13 protein-coding genes are annotated in these 15,508 nt (G+C 66.3%); 8 read left to right on the plus strand and 5 right to left on the minus strand.

Annotated features, from left to right (window positions below):
- Window positions 1-91 precede the first annotated feature (91 nt).
- The 4 genes from yczR (at window position 92) to hemQ (ending at window position 4,514) form a co-directional block, all read left to right on the plus strand.
- Window positions 92-1,522 (plus strand): MocR-like transcription factor YczR, encoded by a 1,431-nt coding sequence (yczR, locus tag ACFQDH_RS14710; protein ID WP_382403131.1) that lies wholly within the window; start codon window positions 92-94, stop codon window positions 1,520-1,522.
- A gap of 275 nt (window positions 1,523-1,797) precedes the next feature.
- A complete protein-coding gene (locus ACFQDH_RS14715) occupies window positions 1,798-2,259 on the plus strand; it encodes a VOC family protein (protein WP_382403132.1) in 462 nt (153 codons plus the stop codon).
- Window positions 2,260-2,323: 64 nt separating this feature from the next.
- Window positions 2,324-3,709, plus strand: a complete 1,386-nt coding sequence (gene hemG / locus ACFQDH_RS14720) for a protoporphyrinogen oxidase (protein ID WP_382403133.1) — start codon at window positions 2,324-2,326, stop codon at window positions 3,707-3,709.
- A gap of 22 nt (window positions 3,710-3,731) precedes the next feature.
- Window positions 3,732-4,514, plus strand: a complete 783-nt coding sequence (hemQ, locus tag ACFQDH_RS14725; protein WP_382403134.1) for a hydrogen peroxide-dependent heme synthase — start codon at window positions 3,732-3,734, stop codon at window positions 4,512-4,514.
- Window positions 4,515-4,516: 2 nt separating this feature from the next.
- Here the strand turns inward: hemQ and ACFQDH_RS14730 are convergent, their stop codons facing one another.
- The 3 genes from ACFQDH_RS14730 to ACFQDH_RS14740 all read right to left on the minus strand — a co-directional run bounded on the left by ACFQDH_RS14730 (window position 4,517) and on the right by ACFQDH_RS14740 (window position 8,980).
- Window positions 4,517-5,710, minus strand: coding sequence for an amino acid permease (locus tag ACFQDH_RS14730; protein ID WP_465253877.1), 1,194 nt, complete (start codon window positions 5,708-5,710; stop codon window positions 4,517-4,519).
- Between the two features lie 322 nt (window positions 5,711-6,032).
- Complete coding sequence (msrB, locus tag ACFQDH_RS14735) at window positions 6,033-6,455, minus strand: peptide-methionine (R)-S-oxide reductase MsrB (RefSeq protein ID WP_382403135.1); 423 nt, start codon at window positions 6,453-6,455, stop codon at window positions 6,033-6,035.
- A gap of 137 nt (window positions 6,456-6,592) precedes the next feature.
- On the minus strand, window positions 6,593-8,980 hold the full coding sequence (locus ACFQDH_RS14740) for a lamin tail domain-containing protein (protein ID WP_382403136.1): 2,388 nt from the start codon (window positions 8,978-8,980) through the stop codon (window positions 6,593-6,595).
- 187 nt (window positions 8,981-9,167) lie between these two features.
- Between ACFQDH_RS14740 and ACFQDH_RS14745 the strand changes: the two genes are divergently transcribed.
- Together ACFQDH_RS14745 and ACFQDH_RS14750 are read left to right on the plus strand one after the other, a co-directional pair.
- On the plus strand, window positions 9,168-10,283 hold the full coding sequence (locus ACFQDH_RS14745; RefSeq protein WP_382403137.1) for a 5-methyltetrahydropteroyltriglutamate--homocysteine S-methyltransferase: 1,116 nt from the start codon (window positions 9,168-9,170) through the stop codon (window positions 10,281-10,283).
- Window positions 10,284-10,295: 12 nt separating this feature from the next.
- Window positions 10,296-11,372, plus strand: coding sequence for a DNA polymerase domain-containing protein (locus ACFQDH_RS14750; protein ID WP_382403138.1), 1,077 nt, complete (start codon window positions 10,296-10,298; stop codon window positions 11,370-11,372).
- A gap of 77 nt (window positions 11,373-11,449) precedes the next feature.
- On the opposite strand, the gene ACFQDH_RS14755 is transcribed toward ACFQDH_RS14750, so the two are convergent.
- Together ACFQDH_RS14755 and ACFQDH_RS14760 are read right to left on the minus strand one after the other, a co-directional pair.
- Complete coding sequence (locus tag ACFQDH_RS14755) at window positions 11,450-12,316, minus strand: DUF3105 domain-containing protein (protein ID WP_382403139.1); 867 nt, start codon at window positions 12,314-12,316, stop codon at window positions 11,450-11,452.
- A 29-nt stretch (window positions 12,317-12,345) separates the two neighbouring features.
- Complete coding sequence (locus ACFQDH_RS14760; RefSeq protein ID WP_382403140.1) at window positions 12,346-13,398, minus strand: ATP-dependent DNA ligase; 1,053 nt, start codon at window positions 13,396-13,398, stop codon at window positions 12,346-12,348.
- Window positions 13,399-13,437: 39 nt separating this feature from the next.
- Here ACFQDH_RS14760 and ACFQDH_RS14765 point away from each other — a divergent pair, with 39 nt between their 5' ends.
- Window positions 13,438-14,586 carry an alpha/beta hydrolase gene (locus tag ACFQDH_RS14765; protein ID WP_382403141.1) on the plus strand — a complete coding sequence of 383 codons (1,149 nt, stop codon included), beginning with the start codon at window positions 13,438-13,440 and terminating at the stop codon, window positions 14,584-14,586.
- 27 nt (window positions 14,587-14,613) lie between these two features.
- On the plus strand, window positions 14,614-15,495 hold the full coding sequence (locus ACFQDH_RS14770; RefSeq protein ID WP_382403142.1) for a PPK2 family polyphosphate kinase: 882 nt from the start codon (window positions 14,614-14,616) through the stop codon (window positions 15,493-15,495).
- Window positions 15,496-15,508 lie beyond the last annotated feature (13 nt).

The following is a 15,508-nucleotide window of genomic DNA, read 5'->3' on the forward strand; positions in this document are numbered from 1 at the left end:
AAATAGCCACTTCGGGACGAGTGGCGCGTTTTGGCTCCTCGGTTGGGTAGTTGGCCTTGTCCGAAGAGGCCACTACCGCCAGGATTGGGAAATGGAAACTCGCGTCTCCGCCCGTCGCCTCTCGGAGCTGCTCGGACCTCGCTCGGTCGGGGTGCCGGCGTACGGCTGGCTGGCCGACGGCATTCGCCAGCTGGTCGCCGACGGGCGTCTGTTGCACGGGACCCGGTTGCCGAGCGAACGCGAGCTGCTCACCCAGCTGGGCGTCAGTCGCACCACCGTCACTCGCGCGTATGGCGTGCTGCGCGACCGCGGCTACGCGTCGGCCCTGCGCGGATCTGGCACCGTCGTGCAAGTCCCGGGCGGCCCGGTTGCCGGGGGTGGCGAGCCGCTGGAGCTTTCCTCGTTGCAACCGACCAGGGACGATGTGATCGACCTGACCTGCGCGGCGCCCGCGGCGACTCCCGGGCTGAACCGCGCCTACGAGGCGGCGGTGGAGCGGATGCCATCGTTCATCGCCGCCGCGGGTTACTTCCCGCTCGGAGTGCCGGAGCTGCGGGAGGCCCTCGCCCAGCGGTTCACTGATCGCGGTGTGGCGACCGACCCTGATCAGATCATCGTGACCACCGGTGCTCTCGCCGGACTGGCCGCGGTCTTCCGGGCCGGTCTGAATCGCGCGGACCCGGTGGTTGTCGAAAGCCCGAGCTATCCCAACTCCGTGCGTGCTCTCGAACATGCCGGAGCCCGTGTCGTCGGTGCGCCGCTCGTTTCCGACAGTGTCGATGACGTCGCGGGCGTCATACGCCGGTCGAATGCGCGAATGATGTTGGCAATGCCCGACTTTCACAATCCGACGGGGCAGGTGTGGTCCGACGACGAGCGTGCGCACGTCGCTCGGAAGTGGCGGTCGACCGGGGTCACCGGGGTGGTCGACGAGACGATGTCCGACACCTGGCTCGACCACCCGATCGATGCCCGGCCGATGGCGGCGCACGCGCCTGGTTGCGTGACGGTGGGCAGCGCGTCCAAGACCTTCTGGGGCGGGCTGCGCATCGGTTGGATCCGTGCGCCGCACGCGCTCGTCGGTGCGATCGCGAGAGCACGCCTGACGATGGACCTCGGGGCGCCGGTGCTGGAGCAACTCGTGGTTGGGCAGCTCCTGCAGAGTCAGGGCGCGCTCAGCGACGAGTCGCGGGAGCGCATCAAGGCATCGCGGCAGGTGATGCTCGGGCTGGCCGAGCGGTGTCCGGGATGGCGGGTCGAGGTGCCGACAGGCGGCCTGAGCCTGTGGTGGCACCTGCCCACCGAGAGCTCGACCGCGTTGGTGACTGCTGCCGAACGGCGCGGTGTGCTGCTCGCGCCCGGGTCGCTCTTCGCCGTCGACGGTCGTGGCTTGGAGCGGTGGATCAGGACGCCATACGCACTGGACGACCTGACCTTGCACCGTGCCGCAGACGCGATCGCGGCCGCGTGGGGCGATGTCGGGGCGCCGGCCACTCGAAGCGCGCGAGCCAATTCGGCGTAAAGAATTGTCCAAAGCACTGTTCGCGTGGTGCATTGTGCCGCCAGCCTGAGGGCACTCTCAATATTGGCTGACCTTCGACCAGCTCGCGTCACTCATCCCGCCGAAGTGATCGATCACCAGCTCCTCCTCGCCGACAGGCTCAGAAACACCTCGAAAGGCTCAGCAACGTAGGGTTCAAAAGGCCGATTATCTGAGCCTCTCGAGGCTTTGGTGAGCCTCTCGGCGAAATGGATTTGCGGACAGCATGTGTCCGGTGGAAGTGGCAGGTTGGGGCCATGACCAGTGACTTCCAAGTGACGTTCGACGCACTCGACCCGCTCGCCTTGTCGACGTTCTGGCGAGATGCGCTCGGCTATGTCCATCCTGGGCCACCCGGGGTCGACCTTGCTGACGGCGCCGACCCGCTGGCCGCCTGGGACGAGTTCCTCGAAACGGCAGGCGTGCCGGAGGACCAGCGCAACTCCGCGTCGGCGCTCGTCGACCCCGACGAGGTGCGACCTCGCATCTTCTTCCAGCGGGTGCCCGAAGCCAAGAGCGCGAAGAACCGGGTGCACCTGGACGTGCGGGCCGCGCCGGGGCTGGAGGGCGATGAGCGGATGGCTGCCCTGGAAGCCGAGTGCGATCGGCTGCTGGCGCTGGGTGCGCAGCGGGTGCAGCGCTTCGAACCCGCACCACCGATGTCGCTCGGCTTCATCGTCATGGCGGACCCCGAGGGCAACGAATTCTGTTTGGACTGAGGCGCTTCCACCGCCTTCAGGACGCTGGTGGTTCGCCGGCTCGCGCTGGTGAGAAGGTGGAGCCATGGCTCGTATCGTCATCCTCGGCGCAGGGATAAGTGGTCTGACCGCGGCGTTCGAAGCGTCCGCTTCGCCGCACGAGATCGTCCTGCTCGAAGGATCTCCGCAGATCGGTGGCAAGCTCCGTCTCGCCACGATCGCCGGCCACCAGGTCGATGTCGGCGCCGAGTCGATGCTGGCTCGTCGGCCGGAGGCGCTCGAGTTGCTAGCTGATCTGGACGTCGACCCGGTGCACCCGGCGTCGATCTCCGCTTCGATCTGGACCCGGGATGCGCTGCGGCCGATGCCGAAGGGGACTCTGCTCGGGGTGCCTGCCGATGCCTCGTCGATGGCATCGCTGCTGACCCATGCCGAGCTCGACCGGGCACGTGACGAGCGACTGGTGGACGTGTCGGGCGACCTGTCGATCGGCGAGCTGGTCGAGTCCGCGCTCGGGCCGGCCGTCGTCGACCGTCTCGTCGAACCACTGCTGGGCGGCGTGTATGCCGGGCACGCGCGCAAATTGTCGGCTGCGGCAACAGCGCCGGCGCTGCTCGCGGCGGCGCAGCACCAGCGACTGCTGACTGATGCCGCGCGTTCTGCGGCAGCCAAGTCCGGGGCGGTCGACGGCGCAGCTCAGCCGGTGTTCGCCGGCGTTCGGGGTGGTGTCGGGTCACTGCCCAAACTCCTGGTCCGGGTGCTGCTCGATCGCGGCGTCACGGTACGCACCGGGGCGACGGCGCGGGATATCGAGCGGGCCGGGCGGAGCTGGCGGGTGACACTCGGGGAGACTCGCTCACCAGAGGTCATTGACGCCGACGCAATCATCATCGCGACACCGGCGAGAGCGACCGCGCGTCTGCTCACGGAAGTTGTGCCGGACGCGGCGACAGCGCTCGCCGACATCGACTACGCGTCGATGGCGATTGTCACGTATGCGTTCCGCAGCACCGAATCTGCAGCGTTTGCAGGCAGTTCCGGGTTTCTGGTGCCTCCGGTCGACGGTCGCCGAATCAAGGCATCCACCTTCAGCTCCAGTAAGTGGCCATGGTTGGCCGAAGTGGCGCCGGAGGTGACGTTCGCGCGGGTATCGATCGGGCGTCACGGGGAGGAAGCCGACCTGCAGAAGAGCGACGCCGAGCTCGCGGCGGCCGGTATGGCGGACCTGCGCGCGGCTCTCGGTGATGGCCTGCCCCGTCCGGTCGCCGCACATGTCCAGCGCTGGGGCGGAGCCCTTCCGCAGTATGCCGTCGGACACCTGGACCGCATCGCGAGTGTGCGCGCTGACCTGGCTGCTCTGCCGGGTCTCGAAGTGGCCGGCGCGGCATACGAGGGAGTCGGCATACCGGCGTGCATCGGAACCGGCCGGAAGGCGGCCGGGGCGGTGCTCACCCACCTCGCCGGTCACTGAGTGCCCGCGAGACAATGGCCCCATGACCGAGGAACAGACGGACGACGGGCGGGGCCCCCGCGAAGTATCGGAGGAGCGAAGCGGGGGAGAACTTCGTGGGGAACAGCGACTGCGACCCGGTGCCAAGGCGATCAACGAGATCAACGACACCATCCGCTACACGATGTACTCGGCGTTCAAGGCGACCCGCGCCTTGCCGGAGGACCGTGAGGGTTCCATCGCCGAGGCCGAGCGTTTCTTGAAGGAGCTCGAGTCGCAGGACGTCGTCGTCCGTGGAACGTATGACGTGGGCGGTCTTCGTGCCGACGCCGACCTGATGATCTGGTGGCACAGCGCGGACATCGAGCCGTTGCAGGACGCCTACCACCGCTTCCAGCTCACCGAGCTGGGGCGCAGCTTCGACCCGGTGTGGTCCAGCGTCGCGGTGCACCGGCCTGCAGAGTTCAACAAGTCGCACGTGCCGGACTTCCTGGTGGACCCGGATCCGAAGAAGTATGTGTGCGTCTACCCGTTCGTCCGTTCCTACGAGTGGTATCTCCTGCCGGACGCCGAGCGGCGCACCATGCTCAAGGACCACGGCATGTTGGCTCGCGGCTACCCCGACGTGCGCGCCAACACCGTGCCGGCCTTCGCCCTCGGCGACTACGAGTGGATCCTGGCCTTCGAGGCGGGCGAACTGCACCGCATCGTCGACCTGATGCGTGACCTGCGCGCCGCCGAAGCGCGGCTGCACACCCGGGTCGAGATCCCGTTCTACACCGGCCCGCTGACGCCGATCGGCGACATCGCCCGCCGCCTGCGTTAGACCTACGCGTCGTTGGTCTGGACGGCTTCGCCCTGACCGACCTTGCTGTGCCGATAGCCGTATGCCGCATAGACGATCGCGCCGATCAGGAACCACACGACGAACCGGATCCAGGTCGCTTCTTGCAATTTGGTGACAAGCCAGATCGAGAAGCCGATCCCGATCAGCGGAGTGATCGGCATGAACGGCGTCTTGAAGGTGCGCGGCAGCTCCGGGGACCGGTAGCGCAGCACGATGACTGCTGCGGACACGACCACGAAGGCCAGCAGGATCCCGATATTGGTGAGCTCGGCAGCATCGCCGATCTTGACGAAACCGGCGATCGCTGCAGCCACGACGCCGATGATCCAGGTCGGCCTGGAGGGCGACTGATGCTTGTTGGTCTTGGCGAACCAGGCGGGAAGCAGGCCGTCTCGGCTGATCGCGAACCAGACGCGCGACGCACCCAAGGTGAAGGAATAGAGGACGGTGATGATGCCGACGATCGCCCCGAACGCAACCACCTTGGCGAATGCCGTCACGCCGACGGAGTTGAAGGCCTCGGCGAAAGCCGCGCTGTCGGCCAGGTTCTTGTAGTCGACCATTCCGGTGAGCACGGTGGCGGCGAGTAGGTAGAGCACCATGGCGATGGCCAGCGACAGGATGATCGCCTTGGGCAGGTTGCGCTCGGCGTCCTTGGCCTCTTCGGCCGCGGTGCTCATCGCGTCATACCCGAAGACCGCGAAGAAGACGGTTGCCGCGCCGGTCGCAACCCCGGACCAGCCATAGGGCATGTATGGCGTGAGGTTGTCGGACTTGACGTAGAACACACCGACCACGATGACCGCGAGCACGATCGCGATCTTGACGAAGACCAGCCAGGTCTCGACCTTCGCGCTGGTCTTCATGCCGAGGTTGAGCAGCCAGGCGACGCCCAGGCAGAGGATCACCGCGAAGAGGTCGATGTGATGCCCGGCACCGGTGCCCGGTGCGCCGAGCATCCAGGTCGGCAGATGGATGCCGATCGCGTTGAGCAGGAAGCTGAAGTATTGGGAGACACCGATCGCGACGACCGCGACGATCGCCGTGTATTCCAGCAACAGGTCCCAGCCGATGAACCAGCCGACGGCCTCGCCGAGCACGGCATACCCATAGGTGTATGCCGAGCCGGCGCGAGGATCAGTCCGCCGAACTCGGCGTAGGAGAGCGCAGCGCACGCGCTCGCGACGCCGGCGATGATGAAGGAGATCGACACGCCGGGGCCGGCGTCGGTCTTGGCGACCGGCCCAGCGAGCGCGAAGATGCCCGCGCCAATGATGGCGCCCAGTCCGATCGCGGTCAGCTGCCAGAGGCCGATGGTGCGTTCGAAGTCACCTTTCTCGGCAGCCTCGATCGGCTTACGTCGAAAGATCCCAGTCGTTTTCGGGGTCGGTTGGTCGGTCGCCATGGCTCTCCTCCGTTGCCGAACCCGGCAAGCCTGGCACTGCGGGGAGCCGGTGTCGAGGAGGCGCGGCGGCCGCTGTTCGACTGGTCAGGTGGTCAGCTCGCGTCAGTGGGAGCGAGCTTCAGCGAGACCGAGTTGATGCAGTAACGCTGGTCCGTGGGGGTTGGGTAGCCCTCGCCCTCGAAGACGTGCCCGAGGTGGGATCCGCAACTGGCACATCGGACTTCGGTGCGCTTCATGCCCATCGAGGTATCGGAGATGAGCTCGACATTATCGTCCTCCGACGGTGCATAGAAGGACGGCCATCCGCAATGGCTGTGGAACTTCGTGGTGCTCCGGAAAAGTTCCTCGCCGCAGGCGCGGCACGAGTAGACGCCCTCGGTCTCGGTGTCGGTGTATTCACCGGTGAACGGCCGCTCGGTGCTTGCTTGACGCAGCACGGCGTATTCGGCGGGGGACAGCTCGGCCTGCCACTCCTCGTCGCTCTTGGTCACCTTGTATGTCGACTGGTCGCTCACGGGCGCCGTCCTTTCCGTCGCGGAGAAGTTTCGTCATACCGCACAACAACGCGGGTCCGCCGGACGTTCCCGACGGACCCGCGCACCTTTCGAGACGTTCGTTCGTTCCTCACGAACTCCTCAAGGAGCTTGCTGTGTCAGTGGATCTGCAGCTTCACGATCTGCGGGTCGTGATCGGAGTCCTGGTCGTAGAACTGCGAATTGGTGTGCACGACCTGGTAGTCGTACTTCTTGGCCAGCGCCGGGCTGACCAGCAGCTGGTCGAGCACCTGGCTGTTGCCCTGGTAGTCGTAGCTGTAGCGCTCGTTCGCAGGCAGCGTGTCGATGAGATCGGTCAGGGCGGTCTTGCCCGAGCCCTTGACGATGTTCGCGGTCTCACTGAAGTTGAAGTCGTTCAGGTCGCCGAGCACGATGATGTTGGCCTGCTTGTTAGCCGTCAGCAACTGATCGACGAAGCTCCGCACGGCCGTCGCCTGAGCGTGTCGCTGCACCTCGGACGAGCGCTCCGGCTGCTGATAGCGACCCATCAGACCGTCGTCACCACCCTTGGACGCGAAGTGATTCGCGACGACGAAGAGCGGCTTGCCCCACCACAGGAACTCGCCGACCAGCGGCTTGCGCGAGTCGTCCCATGCGGTGTTCGTCGCGTCGATCCGCCCGGGGGAGTAGTTGATCGACGCCCACGGGCCCGTGCCGGTCACCGCGACCGAGTTGGTCGAAGTGCCACCGGGCTTGTCGACGAACGTCATACCGCGGTCGCTGCGGTAGAGGAACACCGAGCGGATGTTGCCACCCGGCTGTCCGCCGTCCTGGTCGTTCACCGGGTTGATCCACTCCGCCTTGTATGACGGGCCGCCCGCGGCCTTGATCGCCGCGATCAGCTTGTCGGTGGTCTGGGTGGAGTCGACGGTGCCGTCGTCGGTGGCACCGGTGTTGTCCTGAATCTCTTCAATGGCAAGGACATCCGGTGATGCGAGGTTCGTCGTGATCTGACCGGCCAAGCGGTCGAACTTGGTCTGCGGGTCGGACGGCGCGAGGTTCTCGACGTTGAACGTCGCGACGGAGGCCTGCTGTTTGGTCGGCGCGGTGGTGACGTCACGGGTGGTGCCACCGGATTGGTGCTGGCCGGCCTGGGTCGCCATCAGGTAGTAGTTGCCGAAGTTGTAGTCGAGCACTCCGGCGGTCACTCCGGCGTAGCTGTCGCCGGTGTTGGCCGGTGCGATGGAGCCCTTCGGCAGTAGTGCGTCGGAGAGGATCAACCGCATCGCGTTGGGGGTGTCGTAGTCGCGGTAGAGCACGCCGCCATTCGGCGTCCACGTGACGTCCTCGGTGTTCGCAGGGACGATCGGTGTCTCGCCGTATGACGTAGCGGTGGGTCCGACGGCCTTGGCGTCGGTCTCCTGGATCCGCATGCCCTCCAACGATTCCCAGAAGTCGAGTGCGTTCGTCGTCGGGTCGAGGGTCAGCCCGACCGTCTCGACATTGCCCGGGTTGCCCTGCTCGATGACCTGGGCTGGCGGGACATGGCCTTCCGAGCCGATCTCGACCGCCGCAGGCAGTGCGTTGCCGGAGCTGTTCACCTGGATGTTCGGGCTGCCGAGCTCGGTGGTGGTCAGGTTGCCGTTGTTGACACCGCCGGGACGATATTCGCTCACCTTGCCGGCGACCGTGACGTCGTCACCGACCTTGACCATGCCGGCGCCACCGAAGACGTAAAGGCCTTCGCTGGTGCGCGGGTCGTCGTCCGGGGTGGTCGACTGGATCCAGAAGCCGGCGCTGCCGTTGACTGCGGTCACGACACCCTTGATGTCCTTGACCTGCTGGCCGACCAGCGGGGACTGGAAGCTGGTGCCCTGGACCTGCTCGATCGTGGACGACGTGCCGGTGGGCGGCGGCTGAGTGTTGCCGTCGGTGCCGCAAACGCCTAGTGGCGCAGCGGAATTCAGCGGTGCGGGGTCCGCGGACACGAAGTCCTTGGAGTTGTCGTCGGTGTCTACGCACCCCTTGGTCCGGCTGTCCGCGGCCTTGTTCGTTCCGGCCGGCGCGTTGGAGCCCTCGACATACGAGGAGGTGACCGCGCCATACCCGACGGTGTCGACGGCGGCGCCGTTCTGCCGCAGGACCACACTGCCGTTGGATGCGGACATGTTCAGTGAGCCGGTGGCGTCCGGTGCGGGCAGCGGGTCGGCAGCGCCGGCGCCGGCACCCTCCTGGACGAGGAAGTGCGCACCCGGCGCGACCGATCCGGACAGCGTCGTCGTGCCGCCGCTGCTGCCAGCGGCCGAGTAATACGTGAGCGTCCAACCGCTGAGGTCGATGGCGCTCAGACCGCCGTTGTAGAGCTCGATGTAGTCGTTCTTGTATGGCGCACCGCTGTTGCCGCCGCCGCCATACACGGCGGAGATGACCACGGAGTTGGATGCGGCATGAGCCGGCGTGACGGCCAGACTTGCCGAGCCGCCGACGGCGAGGGCCGACGCGGCGAGGAGCGTGACGAGGCGCACGCGGGTGATGCGTTGTGGCATTGGGGACCTTCCAGGGATCGTGCTGCGCTGTTTCCGATTCACTGCACCAGGCGGCGCGATCGCGCTGCCTGTTCATCGGACTGTAGGGACTTCCTACCGCTACCTGGGGGTTCGTGAGTGACGAACCGTTGAACTTGCCACGCTGATCACCTGTCGCTCGCGGGAGCCGTCACTAGGGTCGGGAGGTATGACGATCAATCCTCCGTTCCGATCCGACATTGTTGGTTCCTTCTTGCGGACCGACGCCATCAAGCGCGCACGTGCGGCGCACGCGGCCGGCAAATTGCCCGACGAGGAGTTACGTAACCTCGAGGACGAGCAGATCTCCGAGCTGGTCGCGAAGGAAGCAAAGGCCGGGCTCCGTGCGGTGACCGATGGCGAATTCCGCCGATCCTGGTGGCACTTCGACTTTCTCGGCGGGCTCGACGGCGTCTCCGTTGTGGAGTTGGACCACAGCCTGCCCTTCCAGGGTGCGACGACGAAGGCGCTCGGCGTACGCATCGACGGCAAGCTCGGCTTCCCCGTAGATCACCCGATGCTGGAGCACTTCCGTTATCTGAAGTCAGCGGCCGAGGCCAACGGTGTCCTGCCGAAGTTCTCCATCCCGTCACCGACCGTGCTGGACTTCCGGGTCGAGCCCGACAACCTGACAGCGCCCGACTATCCCGACCGTGACTCCTACGTCGACGACCTGGTGCAGACCTACCGGGACGCCATCGCGGCCTTCTACGCCGAGGGTGCGCGATACCTGCAGCTCGACGACACCGTCTGGGCCTACCTGTGCAGTGACGAGGAGCTGGCTCGTGCCCGGACCGAACGCGAGATCGACACCGACGGCATCGGGCAGCGCTACCGCGACATCCTGATTCGGGTGCTGGAGGGCAAGCCGGACGACCTCGTGGTCACCACGCACGTATGCCGCGGCAACTTCCGCTCGACGTGGATCTCGTCGGGTGGTTACGAGCCGGTCGCCGAGAACCTCTTCGCAGTCCCGTATGACGGCTTCTTCCTGGAGTACGACTCCGACCGAGCCGGTGGCTTCGAGCCGCTGCGCTTCTTCCCCAAGGGCAAGCAGACCCTGGTGTTGGGCCTGATCACCTCGAAGTCGGGTGAGCTGGAGGACCCCGACGAAGTGCGGGCGCGCATCAGCGAAGCTGCGAAATACGTTCCGCTGCAACAACTTGCGATCTCAACTCAGTGCGGCTTCGCGTCGACCGAGGAAGGCAACATCCTCACCGAGGACGAGCAGTGGGGCAAGGTGCGCGAGGTCGTCGAACTGGCCACGACTGTCTGGACCGACTGACAGACTGCGTCCATGGCCAAGACTCCCGCCGCCGTCGTCCCCGTGGGGGACCGCGAAGTCCGTGTCTCCAGCCCAGACCGGGTGATCTACGAAGCCACCGAGCGCACCCCGGAGATCAGCAAGCTTCAGGTGTGCGAGTTCTTCGCGACCGTAGGCGACGCTCTGATGCGTGCCGTGGGCGAGCGCCCGACGGCCATGGAGCGCTGGCCCGACGGCTATCGCGAGGGCATGCGCCTGTCGACCGGGTATGGCGACGACGGCGACGGTTTTTACCAGAAGCGACTGCCGCGCGGAGCACCCGACTACGTCGAGACCGTCGGCGTGACGTTCCCAAGCGGCCGCACCGCGCAGGAGCTGTGCCCGACCGAGCCCGCGTCACTGGTCTGGGCGGCACATATGGGCACGCTCACCTTCCATCCGTGGCCGGTGCGTCGACCGGATGTGGACCGCCCGGACGAGTTGCGCATCGACCTGGACCCGCAGCCCGGCACGACGTTCGCCGACACCCGCCGGGTGGCCGACGTCGCACGCGAGTTGCTCGAGGAGCTGGGGCTGCGGGCCTATCCCAAGACGAGCGGCAACCGCGGCATACACATTTATTTGCGGATCCAGCCGAAGTGGTCGTTCGAGGAATTGCGCCACGCCGCAATCGGATTCGGCCGCGAGTTGGAGCGCCGCGACGACGGCGTCACCACCAGCTGGTGGAAGGAAGAACGCGGCGAGCGCATCTTCGTCGACTTCAACCAGAACAACCGGGACCGCACGATCGCCAGCGCGTGGAGCCTGCGCGCCAAGCCGGGAGCGCCGGTCAGCACACCGATGACCTGGCAGCAGTTGGCAGACGTCAGCGACCCACGCGACTTCAACCTGGCGACCGTCCCCGACTTCTTGGCCGACGGTGATGCGTGGGCGGGCATGGACGACACCGCCCACTCGCTGGAGCCTCTACTGCACCTGTGGGAGACGCTGCCCGGTGGTGAGCTGAACTTCCCGCCGGACTACCCGAAGATGCCCGGCGAGCCGCCGCGGGTGCAACCCAGCAAGAAGGTCGCCGAGCACTGGGACGCCGACGGCAACAGAGTGGAGTGACCCTGCTGGTCGAGTGCCGGGGGAGCGCAGCGGAGGAGGTGTATCGAGACCCCGGCTACGCCGACGGCCGGCCGGGTTCAGCCGTTGGCCGTGCCGGACGGGTTGGGTTTGGTTGCGCCATACGCCGCCGCTCGTCCGCCCGTGCCGGTCGGTATGCCATCGACCGGCGCGCCGTACTCCGGGGTGTATTTCTGGCTGTGCCGGAAGGTGTTGATGAACTTCTGCAGCCGCGGGTCGGTCGGTTTGTCGACACGCAACTGGTAGCCCCATGAGCTGATGACGATCGACGCGGGTAGCGACTGCGAGGTCCATGGCGACAGGTCGATGTACCGGTTGCTCTGACCCGCCGGGAACCCCTGGCCGGTCTCCGGGATGAGGCTCTGCTTGCCTACCAGCGCGATGAGCTGATTCACCTGCGATTGGGGCAGATTCGGTCGGTAGGTGACCCACACCGCGCCGTGCTCGAGATTGTGGACGGCGCGTTCGTTCGGGATCGGCTTGGTGTAGACGCCGGCGTTCATCCAGATCGCGTTGTGATCGCCACCGACCGGTGGAGTGACGGCGTAGTGGACCGGCGTGGTGACATGGTTGTGCCCGAGAGTCCCCGCGGACGCCGTGCCCGGCGCCGGATAACCGTTCGTGTTGTAGGCAATGACGCCGGAGATGCCCGTCGTGTTTGCGACCGTCGCCGGTGCCGGTTGATCAACCGCGGCGCCCGAGATCGATGCCGGCATGATCTGCTGCGATGCGTCCAGTGCCTGCGCGTCGGATGACTGGTGGTCGGAGCGGGTCACGGCCAGGGTGATCCCGCCGGCCGCGAGGATGACGACAGCCGCCGCAGCACCACCGATGATGAGCCCTCGGCGGCGTCCGCTGGCACGTTGTGTGCGTTGTAGTTGCTGCAGCTTCTCGCGACGGCCCGAGGCCGAGTTTTCAGGTGGCACGCGTGCAGCGTAAGCGCATGCCCTGTGTGTCAGGTCAGCACATCGTCCAGGTCGTATGCCGGAGCACGCTCGACCTGGGACATGAGGCATGACTCGGGATCGCGGTCGGGGCGCCACCGCAGGAAGCCCACGCCATGCCGGAAGCGGTGACCTTCCAGCTGGTCGAACTTCACCTCGACGACGCGCTCGGGGCGCAGCCGCACGAACGAGACGTCCTTGTTGCTGCTGAATCGGGACCGGTCGGTCTCGCCGCGGACCTCGTCGCCTTCGTCGTCGCGGATGACCAGCGGCGCGAGTTCGTCGATCAGCTCCAGTCGTCGTTTCACTGTGAAGGAGACAATGCCACCGACGTTGCGCAGGTTGCCCTCGTCGTCATACAGGCCGAGCAGGAGTGAGCCAACACCGTTGCCGCTCTTGTGGATTCGGTAACCGAGCAGCACGGCGTCCGCAGTGCGGGAGTGCTTGATCTTCAGCATGGTGCGCTTGCCCGGTTGGTATGGCGACAGCTTCGCCTTCGCAACCACGCCGTCCAGGCCGGCACCTTCGAAGCGGTTGAACCAATCCTGAGCGACCTGCGGGTCGTCGGTGACCCGGGTGAGATGGAACGGCGAATCGACCGTGCGCAGGGCGTCTTCGAGGGCCGCGCGCCGCTCGGCGAACGGCCGCTCCAGCAAGGACTCGCCCCTGACAACGAGTGCGTCGAAGAAGATGATCTCAGCCGGAGTCTCCTCGGACAGCTTGCGCACGCGCGACTCGGCGGGATGGATGCGCTGGCTCAAGGCTTCGAAATTGAGCCGAGCAGAACCCTTTTCGCCGGCCCGGACGACAACCTCGCCATCCAACGCGCACCTGTCCGGCAGCTGCGCGCGCACTGCCTCGACGAGCTCCGGGAAGTAACGGGTGAGCGGCTTGGAGCCGCGCGAGGCCAGCTCGACCTCGTCACCGTCCTTGAGCACGATGCACCGGAAGCCATCCCACTTCGGCTCATAGAGGAAACCGCCTGCGACGCCGTCCGCGGCAGGCACGGCAGCGGTGGCCTTGGCGAGCATCGGCGTGATCGGCAACTCCAGCGGCAGGTCCATCCGGCCATTGTGCCCGTCTCCTGCGACGATGGACGCGTGATGAGGAACGTGCTTCGCCGGGCTATCGCCCCGGCCGCCGGAGTCACCACTGGCGTGACCGCTGCAGTCGGTGGTGGCACGATCGGCGTGTCGACCTACTTCGTGCGACAGGTGCTCAAGCCGGTGCTGCCGGTGGACGAGGTGCCGGTCCACGAGGTCGGCCCTGACCATGTGGTGCTCACCAGCACGGAGGAGTCGTTGGCGCCCGGTCGATATGGGATGTGGCAGAACGAATTCCAGACTCACGCGCGCATCGGTGATGTGCTCGCCACCGATGGCGATCGCGTCACGCGGGCATTGGATGGCGTCGACTTCGGCGCTCTGGTGCCCGGCAAGGCCCGCTTCGACGGATATTACTTCTGCGGTCCACCGGCGACCTCACTTCCGGTGCGGTTGGACGACATTGAGGTGGATGCACCGGCCGGTCGGATGCCGGCATGGCTCGACCGGGTCCCGAGCAGTGACCGTTGGGCGGTGCTGGTCCATGGTCGCGGCGCGCAGCGGGGTGAGACGCTGCGCGCGGTGCCGATCCTGCACGGTCTGGGCATCAGCAGCGTCATACCGAGCTATCGCAACGACATCGGCGTCCCGGCGGCGCGTGACCACCGCTATCACCTGGGTCTGACCGAGTGGTCCGACATCGAGGCTGCGGTCCTGTATGCCGCGTCCCACGGCGCCCGCGAGATCCAGCTCTTCGGCTGGTCCATGGGCGCTGCGATCGTGCTGCAGTTCCTGGACCGTTCGTGGTTGTCCGAGATCGTCAGCCGGGTCGTGTTCGACTCCCCGGTGGTCAGTTGGCAGCCGGTCCTCGATTTCCATGCCGGCGAGAACCGCCTCCCGAAACTGATCTCTCGCCTGGGTGCAGGGCTGCTGCGCGGTCCACTGCGACGGCAGGTCGCCGGACTGGATGAACCGCTCGACATCCGGCTCACCGACTGGGTCCGACGAGCCGACGAGTTGTCGGTGCCGATGCTCGTAATCCATTCCGCCGTCGATGAATTCGTGCCCTACGCACCGTCGGCGGCGTTGGCTGCGGCTCGTCCGGACCTCGTGCAGTTGGAGACGTGGGACATCGCGCGGCATTGCCGAGCGTGGAATGTCGACTCGGAGCGCTGGGAGCGGCTTGTCGCCGAGTTCTGCTCCGGCTGATCGGGTCGGCCTGTGGCATCATGCAGCATGGCGAAGAAGAAGCAGGCAAAGAAGAATGCCGGCAAGCGCAAGACGGGCGACTCCATCGGTGACGCGTTGCGTGTCACGCCCGGTTTTCAGCTCGCTGACCTGAATCCTGCTGCCAAGCCGGCGTTTTCGGGTAAGAAGCAGGATGCCGAGAAGGTCATGGCCGCCGCGCGCAACGAGATCGACGACCTGCAGGAGCGGCTCTACGCCGGTGGGCGCGACGGCGACGGCCCAGCGGTCTTACTGGTCGTGCAGGGGATGGACACGTCCGGCAAGGGCGGCATCATGCGTCACGTCGTCGGCACCGTGGACCCGCAAGGCGTGAAGTTGCACGCGTTCAAGGCACCCGACGCGGAGGAGCGGCGTCATCCGTTCCTGTGGCGGATCCGGCGTGAGCTGCCCGACCCCGGCTACATCGGTGTCTTCGACCGCTCCCATTACGAGGACGTGCTGGTCGTCCGCGTGCACGACCTCGTCCCGCCGTCGACCTGGGGTCGGCGTTACGGGCAGATCAACACGTTCGAGCGGAAGGTGAACGAGAAAGGCATCCATGTCATCAAGGTGATGCTGCACATCTCGTCCGACGAGCAGAAGGCTCGACTGCAGGAGCGACTCGATCGGCCCGACAAGTATTGGAAGTTCAACCCCGGCGACATCGATGAGCGCGAGCACTGGGAGGCCTACCAGGAGGCCTACCAGGCTGTTCTCGACAAGACATCGACCGACGAAAACCCTTGGTACGTCGTGCCGGCCGACCACAAGTGGTATGCGCGCCTCGCCGTCCAGCAGTTGCTGCTCGACAAGTTGCGCGAGCTCGACCTGGGCTGGCCGGATGCCGACTTCGACGTGGCCGAGCAGAAGAAGCGGCTCGCGGCAACCTGACCGGAGTCACCCA

The organism is Flexivirga alba (assembly GCF_042661025.1).
GTDB lineage: Bacteria > Actinomycetota > Actinomycetes > Actinomycetales > Dermatophilaceae > Flexivirga > Flexivirga alba.

Bases quoted from the DNA above. Each gene is read 5' to 3' on its own strand.
- yczR (WP_382403131.1), top strand. From the start codon at position 92: ATGGAAACTCGCGTCTCCGCCCGTCGCCTCTCGGAGCTGCTCGGACCT.
- ACFQDH_RS14715 (WP_382403132.1), top strand. From the start codon at position 1,798: ATGACCAGTGACTTCCAAGTGACGTTCGACGCACTCGACCCGCTCGCC.
- hemG (WP_382403133.1), top strand. From the start codon at position 2,324: ATGGCTCGTATCGTCATCCTCGGCGCAGGGATAAGTGGTCTGACCGCG.
- hemQ (WP_382403134.1), top strand. From the start codon at position 3,732: ATGACCGAGGAACAGACGGACGACGGGCGGGGCCCCCGCGAAGTATCG.
- ACFQDH_RS14740 (WP_382403136.1), bottom strand. From the start codon at position 8,980: ATGCCACAACGCATCACCCGCGTGCGCCTCGTCACGCTCCTCGCCGCG.
- ACFQDH_RS14745 (WP_382403137.1), top strand. From the start codon at position 9,168: ATGACGATCAATCCTCCGTTCCGATCCGACATTGTTGGTTCCTTCTTG.
- ACFQDH_RS14750 (WP_382403138.1), top strand. From the start codon at position 10,296: ATGGCCAAGACTCCCGCCGCCGTCGTCCCCGTGGGGGACCGCGAAGTC.
- ACFQDH_RS14760 (WP_382403140.1), bottom strand. From the start codon at position 13,398: ATGGACCTGCCGCTGGAGTTGCCGATCACGCCGATGCTCGCCAAGGCC.
- ACFQDH_RS14765 (WP_382403141.1), top strand. From the start codon at position 13,438: ATGAGGAACGTGCTTCGCCGGGCTATCGCCCCGGCCGCCGGAGTCACC.
- ACFQDH_RS14770 (WP_382403142.1), top strand. From the start codon at position 14,614: ATGGCGAAGAAGAAGCAGGCAAAGAAGAATGCCGGCAAGCGCAAGACG.